Here is a 17,932-nt window from a genome sequence, read left to right on the forward strand (position 1 = left end):
CCATCAAATTCACATATAATTGTGTCTTCAATTACTTTTCGTTGGCCATTAATTTCATATTCTAAGCGAATTGGAAACTCTACATATGTAATTTCTGGACGCGGGGGATTAGGTTCCAAAATGCCTCCAATAAAAATGAGTAACCACGGTAATAAAAATAATATTATTATTGAAAAAGCAACTACTAAAGGAATCCATACGATTTTGGTTTTTATATTTCATTCTCCTGACTATTAGGAAATTCAGATCTTAAACTCTTTGCGCCAATTTCTTATAACGTTCTTGTATTCACGACGTCGATCTCCCTTAGATAGCTCCTATCTTAGGGAGATCGATGGGTCCGGCTGCTCATGCTTCCCAGAAATCCCTCTACCGGACCGAGGGCCGTATGCCCGATGCGTGAATACTGTGTTATATGAAGTTACAGCCATCCTCGACTTACTACAAATCTACTTTGATTTATTCATTTCTATAAGCTTCATATATTCAAAATACCAATCTTTCCTTGAATGTTTAATTTGGCTTAGAACTTCATTTAATGCACTACCCCTCAACTTAATTAGTTTTGAAAAATCAATATCTGAATTATTAATCCATATCTGTGCTAGTGTTTCACCGCAACTTGCTCTTAACGTGTTCTCATTCTTGTCGTCAAGAGCTTCTTCCAATAATGCATTAATAACAATATCATTATTGAATTCATATAAATCTATTATTGCATCATCTCTTTCATCATCTCTTGCTTCTTTGTCTTGCATGATACTTATTAGTTGTTCCCATTTCTCCATCGAATCACCTTTAAAATATGATTTAATATACACTGCTGTAATTTCATATAACGTTCTTGTATTCACGACGTCCATCCCCCTTAGATAGCTCTTATCTTAGGGGGATGGATGTGTCCGGCTGCTTACGCTTCCCCGAATTCCCTCGGCCGGACCGAGGGCCAAATGGCCCGATGCGTGAATATGGTGTTAGGCGAAGTAAATCTCTACATTGAATGTGCTAATAAGCTGTCATCACTTTATTAATTATCTTTTCTAATTCGATTGTTCTAATGTCAATAGATGCAATAATCCATTTGTCAGTGTCCAATTTGTCCTCATGGTATTTATCATTTCCCCAATGCTCCTTTCCATGAAATATTTCTACAAAAACTTGAAAATAGTCTTGTTGTGAAGTGTTACTTAAAAGATCACTTGGAAACCAACCAATTAGTTTTATTGATATTGGTGTTGTATCATAATCAATTTCAATTTGAAATCCATAATTGGTCTCTCTTCCTTTATTATCAAACAAGTCGAAGATTGCTTCTTTTACTAATTGCACAATACCATCGGTCGACTTTAAGAAATACCATACTACATCAAGCAATTCCTTACATCTATTGATGTCTGGTGGTGGTGCGTCATTATGTTCAATGTCGTTTCTAATGGTTAGAAGATTTTTCATTAGATACGGTCTTACAATGCCATACCTCTCAAGGAGTTCAAGGTAACCTTTTGGTTTGTTCAGTATATCTATCTTTTTGAACGAGTAAGTATCCTCAATGAGTTTTAAACGTTGATTCAAACTCCTTTTGAGATTTAAAATCCCATCAGATAATTGCAGATCATTTGTTGCTTCCTCAATCAGAACTCTTGAATGTTCCCAAATGATATATGCCCTATTAATAGAGTTTGATGAAATAACAGCCCCGCCTGCTGATGACTGATTCCATTCGAATACTTCTTTGGGAAGCCAAATTGTGTTGATTTTTACCACCTCTTAAATTTATTTCGCCTAACGTTGTTGTATTCGCGACGTCCATTCCCCTTAGATAGCTCTTATCTTAGGGGAATGGATGTATCTGCCTGATTTCTCTTCCTCGAAATCTCTTCTAGCAGATCAAGGGCCGTATGGCCTGCAGCGCGAATATTGTGTTATGCGTTGTTCCCGACCTCTCGAAATACATTCAACTCTTCACTAAAGCAAAGCGACTATCCTTAAGGATCTTTTGATTATTAGTTATTATGATGCTCTTGGTTTATGGCCTTTAGTTCTTATGATGTCCTTTAGTTCTTATGATGTCTTTGGTTTTTATGATGCTTTTAGGTTTATGTTGCTCCTGGGTCTATGTTGCACTTGAGGTTATGTTGCTCTTGTGTCTATGTTGCTCTTGAGGTTATGTTGCTCTTGAGGTTATGTTGCTCTTGTGTCTATGTTGCTCTTGAGGTTATGTTGCTCTTGAGGTTATGTTGCTCTTGAGGTTATGTTGCTCTTGTGTCTATGTTGCTCTTGAGGTTATGTTGCTCTTGTGTCTATGTTGCTCTTGAGGTTATGTTGCTTTTGGATCTTAGTTGTTACTGATTATTTTGCTTTATTATGTTCTTAGCTTTTAATGATAATCTTGGTTCGCACAATCTAGCCTTTATAAATGCTCTCGGGAATTACGCATAACGTTCTTGTATTCACGACGTCTAACTCCCTTAAGCCCGAAGGGCGGCCGCGATGCGGTTAGGGAGTTGGATGTGTCCGGCTGATTCCACTTCTTGAGACTAGAATCTACTCCAACCGAATCCTCTCCTGCTCCGGTCCGGACCGAGGGGCGCATGCCCCGATGCGTGAATATGGTGTTATCCGATGCCTCCGACTTCTTGACTAATCTACTCTACAATCATTTTTGGTCTTAATATGTATATATCACTAGTAAAATAACGATCATTACTGGTATTAATAATATTGAGATTGTTTCAATGATTAATTTTGTTAAAGGCTTACTCTTAGATTTCATAATAAAAAATCCATGAATCGCTATAATTCCATTACTGTATAGATAAAACAAGCCCTTACTTAATTTATACGCAGCAGGAACATAAGCAATAGCTCCAGGAGACAAGTTATCCATTTCCATTTGAAAATTCCTATGCCATTGATTATCGTGAATCACCCAGAATAGCCAACCAATATGCAAAATAATTATTATCAATAAGTAAATATACTTGTTCAATGAATAACTCCCTTGAGGGCCTTTCTTCCTCTTCGATTGATATTATTTTCAATAGAACCAATCATTTAACTGGTATTATAAACCATAAATACTAAATAAGCTTATGAGAATTCTAGATGCCTACTCCTAAAAAAGACGCATTGATGAAGAATGTTGCTCACTCCTCAGATCAATGCGACTAATGATGTTTATGAATTTGACTTCTTCTTATTTATCATACAAATAATAGTGCTCTGGCGATTTAGTCCTTACACTCTCGGAGGTTTCGGATAACGTTATTGTGTTCACGACGTCCCACCGACTTAAGGCGACGAAGTCGCCGGGCGCGATGCGTTTAGTCGGTGCGGATGTGTCCGGCTGATCCCACCTCCCTGCTGCTGTCAATTACATCTTTGAACCCTCATCTAACTTCTGTCGGACCGAGGGCCGAATGGCCCGAAGCGTGAACATGGTGTTATATGACGTGGATGTCATCTTTGAATAGCATCACAATTTTTTTTATTTGACCTTCTCTCAAAGTACTTAGAAACAGAGTATGAAATAAAAAATCCAATAATTGTTAAGTTAAACAGATATCCAAATAGATGCTCTATAAACGGTACGTATACTATAAAATCATTACTTATTTTTATATCACCAGGAAATGAGAAAAATGGACTGAGTCCTTTGTAAATAACAAAAGAAATATAGCCGAGACCACCGTTATTGATAATATTCAATTGATCCTCTGTATAAAAAGAGAAGAAATTATTTGTATTTATATAAAACATTCCAAAAGTCAGACCAATAAACGATAAATTTAGTATCAATAAAATACAAATGAAATTAATAAATTGAAACAACAACGACTTAAAACTATCGATAACATTCTTAATTAATGCAAATGAGTAACCTATTGAAAGTGTAATAGCAAGAAATAAAATAGTCAGGTTGTCAATCTCGTTTAACAATAATTGAAATGTTACCAATGGGTACATTATGACTATTGAGAGTTTAAGAAAATAAAAAAGACTATCATTAAGTAGATCTTCAAATGATTTATGAATGTAAAGACCTATCCCAATAAAAATATATACAATCATAATAATTATGACTGTTCTTTCAAAACTATTAGAAGTAGTATAATTATTTTTCGAAAGTAAAATAGCTCCGGAAAACATAAGAATAAAAAATGAACCTAATAACTTTGCTCTCGAATTTACATAAAGTAAATCTAGAAATCCATTTAAAAGTTGGTTTTTGACTGACCTGTTTCTTAAATGTGCATTAACTGAATTGGCACTTTTAACTTGTCTGCTTTCTTTTATTTTTTTTATAAATTTAAAGAAGTCTTTAGTTCTGATCCATATTGTTAAAAGATAAGATGTTACAATTAATAAAACTAGAAACATACTAAAAATGTAAAAAATTTTAATCCCTCTCTCTTTAATTACTTATAATTATACATCCATGTCATATAACGTTCTTGTATTCGCGACGTCCATTCCCCTTAGATAGCTCTTATCTTAGGGGAATGGATGTGTCCGGCTGATTCCGCTTCTCCGAAATCCCTCTGCCGGACCGAGGGGGCTTGTCCCCCGAAGCGCGAATATGGTGTTAGATGATGTCGTCGACTTCCTTGAGTAACCCTTCAGAATTTCATTTAATTTACTGATCCTCATTTCTATTTTCATAAAAAATAATTCTGTTTCCAAATGGATCTATTACACAACATTCTTCACTACCCCAAGGTTTACTCTCTAATCCTGGTCTTGAATAGTTGTATTGCTTTTCAATAAGATTCATTTGGAATTCTTTTATTCCGATTACTTCTATTCTTATTGCAGCTCCTGGACTACAATCTCCATAATGTTCACTTAAATGTATCTTTAATTCGTTCTTTGAAATCTGCATATATAAAGGTAAATCGTCCTCAAATCGATGCTCCCAATCTACCTTGAATTCTAAGTAATCAATATAAAACTCCCTTGCCTTCATTACATCAAAAATTCGAAGTATAGGTACTATATTATTAAGCTTCATCCCTCTAACCTCCATAAAATATGATCTTAACCGAACTTCGACGATTTCATCTAACGTTGTCGTATTCGCGACGTCCATTCCCCTTAGATAGCTCCTATCTTAGGGGGATGGATGTGTCCGGCTGCTTACACTTCCCCGAAATACCTCTTCCGGACCGAGGGGGCTAGTCCCCCGAAGCGCGAATATGGTGTTAAGTGAAGTTGCCGCCTTCTGTGAATATCAATCAACTTAAAATTTATTAATTAATTCTTCATCCTTCTCCGTATCCAATCTTGTATCTCTAATCCATTTAACTTTTTCTTTGACCCGTTAACCCTTACAAAAGATTCATTCCCGCCTGTAAAAAACAAAGTCATTTCATCTAGAGGTTTGGGAACTATTATTTCAACAACAAAAAATTCATTATTTAATTTATCAATACTAAAAACGTTATGAAAAAATATTTGATAAGATGTGGGATCAAGTGAAGGTAGCAAATTATATAGTTTAGAGCTTATCGAACATTTCAGTTCATCTCGCTCTTTATAACTTAATTTAAGACCAACGATTTTTCTATCATTATTTATACCGAAGAATATTCTTCCTCCTTGGCTATTCAAAAATGAACAGACATATTCATCAACACAATTAGTAATGGTTTTTACTATGTTTCCTGATTTTGAAAAATCCTTAAATTCATAATAATTATCTTCTTCTAAGCTTATTGTCTTTCCGATTTCAAATCTAATATCTGTTGGCGTTATTTCATTACTCTGTTCATCAAAAACAAACATTGTTTTCCACATATTTAGAAGTGTGTCTAGGTGTACTTTAGACAATTTACCAATTTTAGTTTTAAGATATCTCTTTTCAATTGCTCTTGCTTGTTCTACTAAGATAATACTGTCTCTATTCAGGTTGGAATTTTCTGGATTAATTAAAATATGGGATTGCATTTCTTTATAATTTAGATTTGAAGTTAATGGTGCAACAATTGTTTGAAAATTATTGTCCTTAGAAATTATTACTACGGGTCTTATTTGCGTTTGCAAGGATAGATTTGGCAAGGAGAATTCCGCCAAGAAAATATCTCCTTGATCAATAAGAGGGTCTTTAACCTCAAAAACAAAATGCTCTTCATTAATCTCATTCCATTTTGGATTCTGATATCGCTTCTTCTTATTATCCCAATCCATTTTCACTTCTTTATATAAACCTTGTGGAAAAATCCTCGGTGCAAACTCTTTTGGATAGTACTCGATCCATCGAACTAAATTTGTCAATAAATCTTCATCCAATAGATGCTCATAAAAGATATAATCAAAAAATGAGAACCTGATTTTTGTAGAGATATCTTCAAAGTAATTGGTTATGCCGACCCCTTCTTTAATCGCTTTAACATATATCGTTGCTATTCTATCCAATTTCAGGTCCTCTTCATGACCAACATGTATTTCTATCTCACAAGTATAGATCTGAACATTGTTATATTCATCTGGAGCAATTGATGCACACAAGTATGGCCAATTAAACTTATAGACCCCTGGATGAAATGTTAAGTTATTTCTCCTTTTTTGCCTCGTAAGCCAACTCATAGAAGGTACTCCTTTTTTTATCTTCTTAAATCTTGCGGCAATTTCACTTAACGTTCTTGTATTCACGACGTCCCACCACCTTAAGCCCGAAGGGCGGCCGCGATGCGGTTGGGTGGTGCGGATGTGTCCGGCTGATTCTGCTTCCCTGCAACTGAAAACTCCTCATCGATTCCGCTACTTTCTCCGGCCCGGACCGAGGCAGCTCGTCTGCCGAAGCGTGAATACGGTGTTATGTGCTGTTCCTGCCTTCTTAGAAATACATACCTATTCTTCAACGCCTATCTTTCCTAATAATAAGTAGTATTCTGTCTTTCCTGTCTTTCCTGTCTTTTACTGTTCTTTTGTGTTTAAATCGAAACACTCATTTGATTCATCAATTCACTTATTCCATACCAATCTTTAATTTCCTTTCATTTCCTTATGTGACGTTGACATTTTTCTACAAAAAAAGCCGCATCTTATGCAGCTTCAAAATACTAACTATTCTATTCTTTACTCAGCACTACAGGAATTGCACATAACGTTGTTGTATTCACGACGTCCCACCGACTTAAGGCGAAGAAGTCGCCGGCCGCGATGCGGTTAGTCGGTGCGGATGTGTCCGGTTGATTCGGCTTCCCTGCTACTGAAATGCTTCTCCGAATCCACTTCTAACTTCTGCCGGACCGAGGGCGAATGCCCGATGCGTGAATATGGTGTTAGATGAAGTCAATGCCCTCTTGAGTTACCATCTTATGTAGTTCGTTTAAACGTTTGTTAAATAATTCTTTGTTCTCATACACTTCATCGCTGGTATAATATTTAGTTTCTTCATATTCTTGTTCACCTAAATTCAAATACTTCTTCATTGCGCCATATGCGCACCATCTAACAAAACTATCATTGTCATTCAACATTCTAAATATATAATCCATTGCTTTTTCTTTTTGTATTCCATGAATCCAATAAAGTATTTCTGTTTTGGTATATTGCCCACCGTACAACAAAGAATCGTCTAGTATAGTAAAATAATCTTCAAAACCAATCCATTCATATAGTATCTTTGCAGTCAGTGTCCGCGCATAATAAGATTGCTGAGGAAAAGCAACTACTAAATTCTCTAGAATTGGAATAGCTCTTTCATCCTTAAAAATGGAAACAGCTGTGATATATGCTGCATCACCAGTACTTAAGTTATCAAGTATCATTTGCTTTGCGACTTCATATTCTATTCCTTCCAATCTAGACCAAACACCAGTATCTTCTTCCCTCCTACCTCTAATTGCTATAGGGCCAGTAAAGTAATTGTACATGAATGAATTAAAATCATCAGAGCGATTAACTAATTGATCCGTATATTCCTTAAATTCATTATCTTGTGAACGTCTTTTAAATACCGAGATAAAACGATTTAAGAATATGTTCATTAGATATCTCCGTCCGAGCGAATTATGACTTTGCATTGATTTCATCTAACGTTATTGTATTCACGACGTCCCACCGACTTAAGGGCCAAAGGCCCGGGCGCGATGCGCTTAGTCGGTGCGGATGTGTCTGGCTGCTCCTACTTCCTCGAAATCCCTATGCCAGACCAAGGGCGAATGCCCGATGCGTGAATATGGTGTTATGGGATGTACATGCCTTCTTGAAACACCTAAAAGTCCATCTTATTAACTGCTTCATAAATACTAATGAACCCTGAGGTAGTTATTCTTAAATCGTTAACAAGATAATATTCTTGAAAAAAGTTTTTCAAAATTGATTCTGGGATCTTCTCAATATTAGAATTTATATATTCATTTAGTTGTCTCGCCTTTAAGTTGTACAAATACTCTAAATCAAACGTCGATGATAATTTATTTCTAATGTCCTGCTCATAACTAAGCTCAGGTTTATATCTCTTTGCAAGATTTATACTACTTTCTGAATAAAGAACATCAATAATAACTGGAAATAAAAGATGATCGTTTCTATAAACCGATTCTAGTAATTCGTTTTTAACTTTTATGTTCAAATTAGACTCTATTATTGTCTCAGCTAATTTATCGTACTTTGATCTGTCATTAACTAATGACTCCACCGAATCTCTTGATCCTTCTACAACTAGACGATAAAGAATATTCAACCCTTTCTCACTCAAATAATTATCGTTCGATAAGAGTTCATGTTCTATCATTTCCTCTTTAAATCCATTCGATATATTTCCCTTTACTAGATTAAAAACTCTATCAACTTCCATTTGAGTAGAACAGTTCTTCAAGTATTCCTTAATAAAACTTCTTAGGTAGCTCGATAAATCTGTGGGCAAGACGGTATCTGGATAATTGGAAATTAAAGGGATGAATGAAAGGTAGCCCCCATTTGTATAACCCAATTTATGCATTATCAAATTCACAACTGCTTCAATTGAATGGGTTCTCAAATCAACGAAACCTAATGTCGGTAGAATTCCAGGAACAGCAGTATCATCAAGTCTAAGTGGCAATATGTACTCTGTGTTCTGTGAAAACTCTCTTGCTTGAGCAGATTTAAGCTCATGTTGAGTCCATAGCTTCTTTACATAGTGACTAGAGATAAAAACTAAACAGAACTTTGCTCTTGAATAATATGTCTCAGAAAGATACTGATATAAATCTTTACCCCAAAGATCTGCTTTCTCATAATCATCATAGAATACTCTTACTTTTTTACTCCTAAGTTGAGCAGCCAATTCCTCAACTATCTCTCTATCTTCACCTGCAAAAGAAAGAGCTACATCAATATCTCTGTTCATCGATCTCTCTCCTCTGAATTATCATATCGGTCACTGCAATTGCATGTATTTCCCATAACGTTGTCGTATTCGCGACGTCCATTCCCCTTAGATAGGTCTTATCTTAGGGGAATGGATGTGTCTGCCTGAATTGTTCTTCATCGAAATCCCTCTGGCAGACCAAGGGCCGTAAGGCCCGCAGCGCGAATATTGTGTTAGGCGAAGTACTCGACCTCTTGATCTACTTTCAAATAATTATTTCATCCTTTTATTTACTTTCCTTATTATAGTGTATTTCGATATTCTCATTTTTAATAATCATTTCATGTTTCTTAAGTCCAATTTCATAGAATTTATCGTCTATCATTATTGTATTTCCTGGTTTGAATACATATTTTGTGGTTTTGATTGTTTCACCAAATTGCCTTACCATACTATCATCTTGATTCAAGTCAACATAACTTCTGAAAATAATATTTGTTTCCGTAATTTCTAAGTAATTGAAGTGACTTAATTCTTCGTCAGTTCCTTCCCTTTGACTGGAAAAATCAGATGTCCATTTGCCGATCAATAGATCCTTGCTATCTTTGGAGCAACCCGAAAGAATAACAACTACAAAAAGCAATAGCAAAAGTAATATTCTTGGCATTTGAAATTCCTTTCGTGTTTTATATTATTTTCGAGTATTTCGCCTAACGTTCTTGTATTCGCGACGTCCATTCCCCTTAGATAGCTCCTATCTTAGGGGAATGGATGTATCTGCCTGATTTCTCCTCTTCGAAAATGCCTCGGGCAGATCAAGGGCCGTATGGCCCGCAGCGCAAATATTGTGTTAGACGAAGCCACCATGAATTGCCCTCAAAATAGTATTTAATTATTCAATCATCGATTTAGACTCTATAATTTTCTCTTATCCTCACATATCATTAATACGTTTCCATCGGGATCTCTAAAAGTAAAAAAGGATATATCATCATGAACTTCAATCTCTGTTACTATCTCTATCCCTTTATTCTTTATGAACTTATAAGATTCGTTTAGATTTTTTGTCTCAAAGAAAAAATGAGTTTTATTATTATTATTTTTGTGATCATTCATATTACTGTCTATTAATAAATCTAAGCCACCTTCCATAGGAAGAACATATATAGTCCCCTCATGACTTGCGGATTGAACAGGTAATCCAAGCAATTCACTGTACCACTGAATAGCATGTTGCATATTACTTACGTGTAAAAAAACGGCACCGATTCGATTTGATATGGGACTAGTAATCATATTATCTCTCCTTATGATTTTAATAGTATTGCTTCTGGTGGTTTCGTCTAACGTTCGTGTATTCACGACGTCACGACGTCCAACTCCCTTAAGCCCAAAGGGCGGCCGCGATGCGGTTAGGGAGTTGGATGTGTCCGGCTGATCCCGCTTCCCTGTATCTGAGTTTACTCCAATCGAAGCCTCTTCAACTTCTGCCGGACCGAGGGCCAAATGGCCCGATGCGTGAATATGGTGTTATCTGAAGGTGAAAACGTCCTGAACTACTTACAAATACGCCTTTAATTTCTCTTGATAAATTCTTTCATTGTCTTCATCAAAACATACGAATTGTACTCGTTTAATTCCTGAATTAGTCTTCACAAAATCCAATACTGACTTCAATGCTATTTCTGCTGCTTGATCTTTAGGATATCGATAAATACCTGTACTAATATTAGGAAATGATATGCTTCTGATTTCATATAACATTGCAAGACTTAATGTGTTTATATAACAATTCCTGAGCTTTTCAGGTTCGTTGTTCTCACCATTATTCCAGACAGGACCTGCCGTGTGTATGACAAACTTTGCTTTAAGTTTACCTCCGGTTGTGATTACAGCTTCTCCAACTGGACAGTTGCCCTGTTTGTTACGAATTCTAATGCATTCATCGAGTATTTCTTTGCCGCCCGCACGATGAATCGCTCCGTCAACTCCACCACCGCCAAGCAAACTAGTATTTGCTGCATTGACTATGCATTCTAGTTGAGATTGAGTGATATCTCCTTTAAGAACTTCAATAATTGTTGAGTTTATACGAGCCTCCATGAGTCAGCTTCCTTTCCTTCGCCCTTTTTCACTTTCAGATAACGTTTTTGTATTCACGACGTCGATCCTCCTTAGATAGCTCTTATCTTAGGGGGATCGATGTGTCCGGCAGTTATTACTTCCGTGAGATCCATCTGCCGGACCGAGGGACTCATGGCCCGCAGACTGAATAATGTGTTATAGGATGTCGGGGACTACCTGAGTAATCTTCCTAATATGTTTTAAAATATAAACCCCATGGAGTGTCCAGGGGGCTCATTAATTTAATATTAAAGGATAAATTTAACTGTATTGAGTTAATAGAACATCTTTCTTTTTATTAAAATCTTCTTCTGTAATAATATTTTTTTCTTTCAATTCATTTAGCTTCAATAGTTGATCATGAACATTAGCGATTGGTTTCGTATTACCCAAAGATTTAACTAAAGCTACTATAGAAAAAGGAAGAGCGTAAAACAACCCCAACATTCCCCATCCAGCTGCTGATTCTGCATTATCACTCGCTGCTAATCCTAAAATAAATATAAGACATAATGAAAACCAGACAATTCCAATAATCGACATCACTTTCATCACAGTTAACCCTCCGAGTGGATAATATAGGAAATTATATCCACTCCACGCTATCACATCAAGAAAAAAATGTAAACATTGTTACTCATTTAAACGTCATTTCCCCGATTTCCGATAACGTTCTGGTATTCACGAACCCTCACTGGCTTAAGGGGCGTAAGCCCCGGGTCCGACGGACTTAGCCAGTGCAGGGTTGTCTGCTGATTCCGCTTCTTCGAATTTCCTCTTGCAGACCAAGGGTCGTCAGGCCCGCCGCGTGAATACGGTGTTATCGGATGTCGTTTCTTCTGTGGAATCTACCCTCATTATTTCATTTTTGGTTTCCCTAACTTTTCAAGTTTTTTGTTTAATTCTTCTTTTCTCTTTTCTAACTTTTTGGGATATATAAAATAGAAATCAAATAATAGCTCTAATACTTCAAGTAACCATTCAGCTTCCCCGGGTTCAACTTCAATAACCTCTCCCGTATTGGTGTCTTTCAAGGGATGTGCCGCAAAATTACCAATATTACGAATTGCATCTACCGCATCAAGAATATACGATGGTGCCTGCTGGGTACTTATAAATACTTCTATCTCTTTGACAAGACTTGCTTTTTTTATACTTAGGTGACTATGAAAAAAACGTTGGAGACATCTTCTACTTAAAGCGGCACTTGCCTTTGGACTAATAAGTAATACTAATACTGCTTCAGAGAAATCACTGGTGTATTCATGAGGTACATCATCTAAAATGAACGATCTACTTTTGTTAAATGGATACAACAATCGTTCATTTTCTTCATTAACTATGTAGCCATCCCCGTTCGCCCCTCTCTTAAAATCACCTTCATAATATCTAATTATTAACTCATTACAAGAAGGACAAAACCCACCTTCAACACACACACCTTTTTCATACTCACTATCAATCTCAATATTCATTTCTTTGATATTTTCAAAGTGTATGCTTTTTGAACAATATGGACAAATCATGTTTTCACCTCTTTTTGGTTTTAAACGATTTCCGATAACGTTCTTGTATTCGCGACATCCCACCGGCTTAAAGACCGAAGGTCCGGCTGCGCTTGCGCAGTTAGTCGGTGCGGGTGTGTTCGCCTGAATCCTCCCACGGCACTTATACTTCGGGCGAACCGAGGGCTGAATGGCCCGAAGCGTGAATATGTTGTTATGTGAAGTACACGCCTCCCTGAAATACAATCACCAAGGTTCTTTAATCCATGTTTCTTTCCGAGCTATTAATAATTCATTCTCCTGAAGATTCGAGAAAAATATTGACTCGTCGATAACTTGATAATAATTCTTATTTTCTTTATTTATTATCGCAGCATCAAACATCCATAAATTATCCAAGTCGTTCTGTATTAATGCTTCCCAAGGACGGCCATCCGTTGCATCATTAGTAAAATACACACCCGATTGATTAGGGAAATGTGAGAATGCATTCATTAACTTCCAAATCACTGATCTATGTTCTTCTCTTAATACGTAATCAAAATAATATTGTACAATCTCCTCTGTCCAAAGAAGAAGGCTAACTTCAAGCCAAGGTTGCTGCAATTCTTTGATACTTTTTGAAGTCCAACCCATAACAAAAGGACGAATGTGTAAACGTTGTCCAGCGATCATAAGTTCTTTTGTTTCTTCTCCTCCACTCACATACATAGAGCCATCCTCATCTATCTCCCACTCTAGTCCACTAAAAACAGAAATTATTTCAGCGTCTTTAATCCCGCAGTCATTTAATGCGTTTATAAAGTCATGCATGATCTCTTATATATTGCTTTGATCGCACTTTATATAGGTTTGGATTTGAGAATATTCTGGCATCTTATCCCTCATTTCATCATTGCGTGTATTTCACCTAACGTTCTTGTATTCACGACGTCTTCAAGGCTTAAGATGTAGATCTGGATAAGCGAAGCAATTCATCGAATCGGCTGGGCAAAGCGCAGTTAGTCTTGAGATGTGTCCGTCTGAATATACTTCACTGCTACTGAAATGCCTCTTCGATTCCACATCGGACTGCGGCTGGTCCGAGGGGCGAATGCCCCGAAGCGTGAATATGGTGTTATATGACGTACCACTACTCACTTTCGATAATTGCAAGTTCTATTGATGTTCTGATTGCCTCTATTAAATCCTCTTCATTACATTCGATACTTTTTTCTTCTATATGTTTGAAACCTTCTCCCTTCTTCTTTTTAGTAGGTGTTATAGTGAATCCTTTTTTGTCTTCCCATTTAACTGAAATTAATCTAAACCCTTTTACAGCCATGGAATACGTTTTATATCCAGTTGCTTTACAGATTGGACTTATTTGTGACTTATCCTTGAAGTTAATAGCTTCTAACACATTACACTTACTCAAGGTATCCAATACAGCATTTAATAAATCGTTATTGTTATCTTCTATCGCAACTTCATTGAAGTAATCGGTTTCAACTATCCAATTCTCTTTGTTGAACGAACTGGGAATCAGAAATAAATGGCCATCATATCTAATATAGATCGATAAGAATTTAGGGTTAATCGACTTTCTAAATAGAGACTTCATGAAATCACCCTCAAGTGGTATGTCGTATAACGTACTGGTATTCACGACGTCCATTCCCCTTAGATAGCTCTTATCTTAGGGGAATGGATGTATCTGACTGACTCAGCTACCTCGAAAATACTTCTGGCAGATCCAGGGCCCTATGGCCCGCAGCGCGAATATTGTGTTAGGCGAAGGACTCTCCCACGCTTTTTTCTATTTTTTTAATTCCATCTTTTTCTATATAAAGAAGCGTAGTGATATCTTATTTGTCCTTTATTTATTATTGTTAAATCGGCCTTGTAATATTTCTCTGCTATTTCAATCATTTTTTGTTTCCACAATTGTGGATTTCCTACTCTACAAGCAACTAACGGCGCAAAATGAAGTAATTTTTCTTTTGCCATTCTTGTTTTTACATATTTGTCGATCTCAATTAATTTATCATCCTCAATTATTCTTACAAATTCCTCTGGCTGTCTATCTTTCTTAAATTTATCGCATGCATCACATGAAGAAACAATATTTGCAGGGATATGTAGTTTCGGAATAAAGTGCTCAAATATCACTTTATTTTGTGGTAATTCAATTAAACTACACAAACAATAATAACAACTGAAAACCTGTGGATTTAATTTACTTCGAATCTTTACATCCGTTAAATTTGCAGCTATCCAAAGATTGTATTTGGGATCTTTAATTCCATTTCGCTTCGAATTACTCATTGCTTTCTTATATTGATAATCAAACTCCTCTTTATTATCAATATATGATCTAAGAATATATTCATAAATATACACAGGGAAAAATTGTCGTGTGTCCTCGTTGATTAATTCCATTGGGTTTACCTCACCGAATTTTGTCTTTCGCCTAACGATTTGTATTGACGACGTCCTGGCCCCCTAGAGCCGCTGCTTATAGTTGTGAGGCTTGCCGAACACCTAATGCAGTGACGTCCCGACGGGCTTAGGGGGCTAGATGTGGTCACTCGCTTCTCAGAGTGACCCCGAGCGTCAATATGTGTTAGCCGAAGGAAGTTCTGGAAGCAGCCATTGTATTTAAGGCGTTTTCAATATAGCTATATACTTCAACTGCAATTCCCAGAAACTCTTCAACAAGTACATGACTATCCAAGTAACAAGCATACAGATAATCAACTAAAGCGGAGTCAATCTCGCAATAGTCTAATATGGCATTCTTCATCTTAATAATGTCATCTTGCCATACACCTGTATCTTCTAAAACCAAAGAGTATAATGCACGAATTAATCTCTTAGAATAACCTTTAATATATCTAGTTTTCATTGTGTTATCACTAGCATTAGAAAGTAAACTATGTATACGATCTACTTCCTCCTTGGTCTCTGTATTTAAGTCTAAAATGAACTCTGGAGAAGTAATTATCGGTGGCACTTTTTCACCAACGTCATGACCATATATGCAAACACAAATTATCTTAATCCAAAAACCCCACTCATTCGGTTTACTTAATACATCGTCAATAGAGCAAATTATCGTATCAATCTTAGTTAATAATGGATATTCTTCCAAAATCTTTTCTTTAATATTTGACAATCTTTCGTAATCAATATCTTTGGGATTTACACATACAATAGTAAAGTCTGCATCTGACTTAAAAGGTTTAGCAGTTCCTTTTGGAATCGAGCCACACATATAAATGCTATGAATCTTACCTTTAAATTCGGAAAGTATATTATCTATATACTTATCAACAAAATCCTTATATTCACTTTGTATTACAATTCTTTTTATAACTTTTTCTAATATCATATAGACTCCTCCCAAACATGTAAGAACTTCTTTCGCCTAACGTTCTTGTATTCACGACGTCCCACCACCCTAAAGGAACAAAGTGACTGGCCGCAATGCGGTTGGGTGGTGCGGATGTGTCCGGCTGATTCCGCTTCCCAGCTTCTGAAAATTCAACTTCGAATCCACTTCTAACTTCGGTCCGGACCGAGGGGCGAATGCCCCGATGCGTGAATATGGTGTTATCGGATGTTCCCCTCTTCTCGAATTACTTACAAAGTTCTATTGTCATTTCAATTTCTGATTTTTCATTCTCATCTATTATTTCAACGGTTACATCAGTTATTCTCTCAGCAAAAAATTCCACTAGAATTTCACAATTTTTATATGCTTCATCTAATTCGTTTGAGTCTTTCGTTCTTCCGAGGGTTAAATGAGGCTTGTAATTTGTTGTCTTCAAGAAATCAGGGTAATAATCACTTAAAATTTCTGTATAAAGTTGTTTATGTAGTTCTACCAGACTCTCCGTTCCTTTCGTAATATTTAAGAACATATAATTTCCTTTTTCTATCGTTATTCCTTGAAGCGTCAATTCGAATTGCTTTATATGTCTTATCGATTTCCTAATATGACCCTCAAGTTCACATGTTGCAATTGAACTTTTGAAAGGAAATACTAGGGTAATATGTGGGTCAACATAACCATATAGGGGATCGTAGATTTTTCGAATCTTCTCGATCATTTCTTGATTAGTAAAATGAGTGAAGATCATAATGCATCTATGAATCATTAGATTACCCCTTCTATAAAATATGTTATTAAATGCTTTTGGGGAATTTCCGATAACGTTCTTGTATTCACGACGTCCAACTCCCTTAAGGTCCAAAGGACCGGCCGCGACGCGGTTAGGGAATTGGATGTGTCCGGCTGATTCTACTTCCCAGTATCTGAATTCGCTCCAATCGATTCCACTTCAACTCCGGTCCGGACCGTTCTACAAATAACTATAGAAAAGTGTTTTTAACTCTCTTTGATTTCACTAAACAAGGGATGAGAACTGAAACAATTAACATTGTAGGAATAAAATCTAACCAACTAGCTAGCTCTGATGCTATTCTTAAGGTCCATATCGTAATGACAACATTTATTAACAAGAATAGAATCAACAAAACAATCATAATTAAAGGGAACAATTTACTCCTATTTAGCATAAAAAACAGCGTACACGCTATTGCGAACGATAACAAATAGTTAACGAAACTCTCAAAATAAATAAGGAGCTGAAATGACCTCTCGTCTGATGAATCTATGAAATGGAATGGAACGCTTAATAAATGATCCTTCATATCACTAAATTGAAAAGCAGTAAATAGATTATTGACGAAAGATATGATCAAACCGTAAAAAATCAATAGAAGCCAGCCTCTAATACCCACATAGACTTTTTCATTTTTACTGTTAACTTCACCCACGGATGATTCCACCTTTGTATTGACGACGCCCACTACCCTATCGAAGATATATATCCTCCTGGTGTATTCGTCCCATTTTTCTAAAGCAATAATTTGTATGTAATAGGAAACTCAACTATCATTCTATCAACAAATATATTATTTGGAAATAAATCCACTTCACATATATTATTCTCCGGAT

At 36.2% G+C, this 17,932-nt stretch carries 19 protein-coding genes; 1 reads left to right on the forward strand and 18 read right to left on the reverse strand.

The genetic code is table 11. The features are described from left to right. A partial coding sequence (locus M1K58_RS23165) for a hypothetical protein (protein ID WP_256761271.1) occupies nt 1-237 on the forward strand: 237 nt, incomplete at its 5' end. A 212-nt stretch (nt 238-449) separates the two neighbouring features. Here the strand turns inward: M1K58_RS23165 and M1K58_RS23170 are convergent. From M1K58_RS23170 to M1K58_RS29740, 18 genes are all read right to left on the reverse strand, one after another. Next, complete coding sequence (locus tag M1K58_RS23170; RefSeq protein WP_256761272.1) at nt 450-854, reverse strand: hypothetical protein; 405 nt, start codon at nt 852-854, stop codon at nt 450-452. Nucleotides 855-1,005: 151 nt separating this feature from the next. Next, nucleotides 1,006-1,764, reverse strand: a complete 759-nt coding sequence (locus tag M1K58_RS23175; protein WP_256761273.1) for a hypothetical protein — start codon at nt 1,762-1,764, stop codon at nt 1,006-1,008. Between the two features lie 904 nt (nt 1,765-2,668). Further along, nucleotides 2,669-2,989: a hypothetical protein gene (locus tag M1K58_RS23180; protein WP_256761274.1), complete on the reverse strand. Its 321-nt coding sequence runs from the start codon at nt 2,987-2,989 to the stop codon at nt 2,669-2,671. A gap of 1,647 nt (nt 2,990-4,636) precedes the next feature. Next, nucleotides 4,637-5,011: a glyoxalase superfamily protein gene (locus M1K58_RS23185; protein ID WP_256761275.1), complete on the reverse strand. Its 375-nt coding sequence runs from the start codon at nt 5,009-5,011 to the stop codon at nt 4,637-4,639. Nucleotides 5,012-5,253: 242 nt separating this feature from the next. After that, nucleotides 5,254-6,651, reverse strand: coding sequence for a type II toxin-antitoxin system PemK/MazF family toxin (locus M1K58_RS23190; RefSeq protein ID WP_256761276.1), 1,398 nt, complete (start codon nt 6,649-6,651; stop codon nt 5,254-5,256). Nucleotides 6,652-7,283: 632 nt separating this feature from the next. Next, on the reverse strand, nt 7,284-7,991 hold the full coding sequence (locus M1K58_RS23195; protein WP_256761277.1) for a hypothetical protein: 708 nt from the start codon (nt 7,989-7,991) through the stop codon (nt 7,284-7,286). A gap of 227 nt (nt 7,992-8,218) precedes the next feature. Continuing rightward, nucleotides 8,219-9,337 (reverse strand): toll/interleukin-1 receptor domain-containing protein, encoded by a 1,119-nt coding sequence (locus M1K58_RS23200; RefSeq protein WP_256761278.1) that lies wholly within the window; start codon nt 9,335-9,337, stop codon nt 8,219-8,221. 247 nt (nt 9,338-9,584) lie between these two features. Beyond that, nucleotides 9,585-9,965 carry a hypothetical protein gene (locus M1K58_RS23205; protein WP_256761279.1) on the reverse strand — a complete coding sequence of 127 codons (381 nt, stop codon included), beginning with the start codon at nt 9,963-9,965 and terminating at the stop codon, nt 9,585-9,587. A gap of 248 nt (nt 9,966-10,213) precedes the next feature. Then, entirely contained in the window at nt 10,214-10,594 is a 381-nt protein-coding gene (locus M1K58_RS23210) for a VOC family protein (RefSeq protein ID WP_256761280.1), read from the reverse strand. Between the two features lie 264 nt (nt 10,595-10,858). Next, nucleotides 10,859-11,401 (reverse strand): O-acetyl-ADP-ribose deacetylase, encoded by a 543-nt coding sequence (locus tag M1K58_RS23215; protein ID WP_256761281.1) that lies wholly within the window; start codon nt 11,399-11,401, stop codon nt 10,859-10,861. A gap of 282 nt (nt 11,402-11,683) precedes the next feature. Continuing rightward, the gene (locus M1K58_RS23220; protein WP_256761589.1) at nt 11,684-11,974 is read right to left on the reverse strand and encodes an SHOCT domain-containing protein; all 291 of its coding nucleotides are present in this window, start codon (nt 11,972-11,974) and stop codon (nt 11,684-11,686) included. A 305-nt stretch (nt 11,975-12,279) separates the two neighbouring features. Next, on the reverse strand, nt 12,280-12,948 hold the full coding sequence (locus tag M1K58_RS23225) for a DUF4145 domain-containing protein (RefSeq protein ID WP_256761282.1): 669 nt from the start codon (nt 12,946-12,948) through the stop codon (nt 12,280-12,282). Nucleotides 12,949-13,173: 225 nt separating this feature from the next. Beyond that, nucleotides 13,174-13,740: a hypothetical protein gene (locus M1K58_RS23230; protein WP_256761283.1), complete on the reverse strand. Its 567-nt coding sequence runs from the start codon at nt 13,738-13,740 to the stop codon at nt 13,174-13,176. Nucleotides 13,741-14,059: 319 nt separating this feature from the next. Next, nucleotides 14,060-14,575, reverse strand: coding sequence for a hypothetical protein (locus tag M1K58_RS23235; protein WP_256761284.1), 516 nt, complete (start codon nt 14,573-14,575; stop codon nt 14,060-14,062). 158 nt (nt 14,576-14,733) lie between these two features. Next, a complete protein-coding gene (locus M1K58_RS23240) occupies nt 14,734-15,348 on the reverse strand; it encodes a hypothetical protein (protein WP_256761285.1) in 615 nt (204 codons plus the stop codon). Between the two features lie 184 nt (nt 15,349-15,532). After that, nucleotides 15,533-16,300: a nucleotidyltransferase domain-containing protein gene (locus M1K58_RS23245; protein WP_256761286.1), complete on the reverse strand. Its 768-nt coding sequence runs from the start codon at nt 16,298-16,300 to the stop codon at nt 15,533-15,535. Nucleotides 16,301-16,547: 247 nt separating this feature from the next. Next, on the reverse strand, nt 16,548-17,165 hold the full coding sequence (locus M1K58_RS23250) for a 2'-5' RNA ligase family protein (protein WP_256761287.1): 618 nt from the start codon (nt 17,163-17,165) through the stop codon (nt 16,548-16,550). A 118-nt stretch (nt 17,166-17,283) separates the two neighbouring features. Next, nucleotides 17,284-17,784, reverse strand: coding sequence for a DUF2569 family protein (locus M1K58_RS29740; RefSeq protein WP_372339200.1), 501 nt, complete (start codon nt 17,782-17,784; stop codon nt 17,284-17,286). Nucleotides 17,785-17,932 lie beyond the last annotated feature (148 nt).

It is taken from the genome of Cohnella sp. WQ 127256 (assembly GCF_024519285.1).
Lineage (GTDB): Bacteria > Bacillota > Bacilli > Paenibacillales > Paenibacillaceae > Cohnella.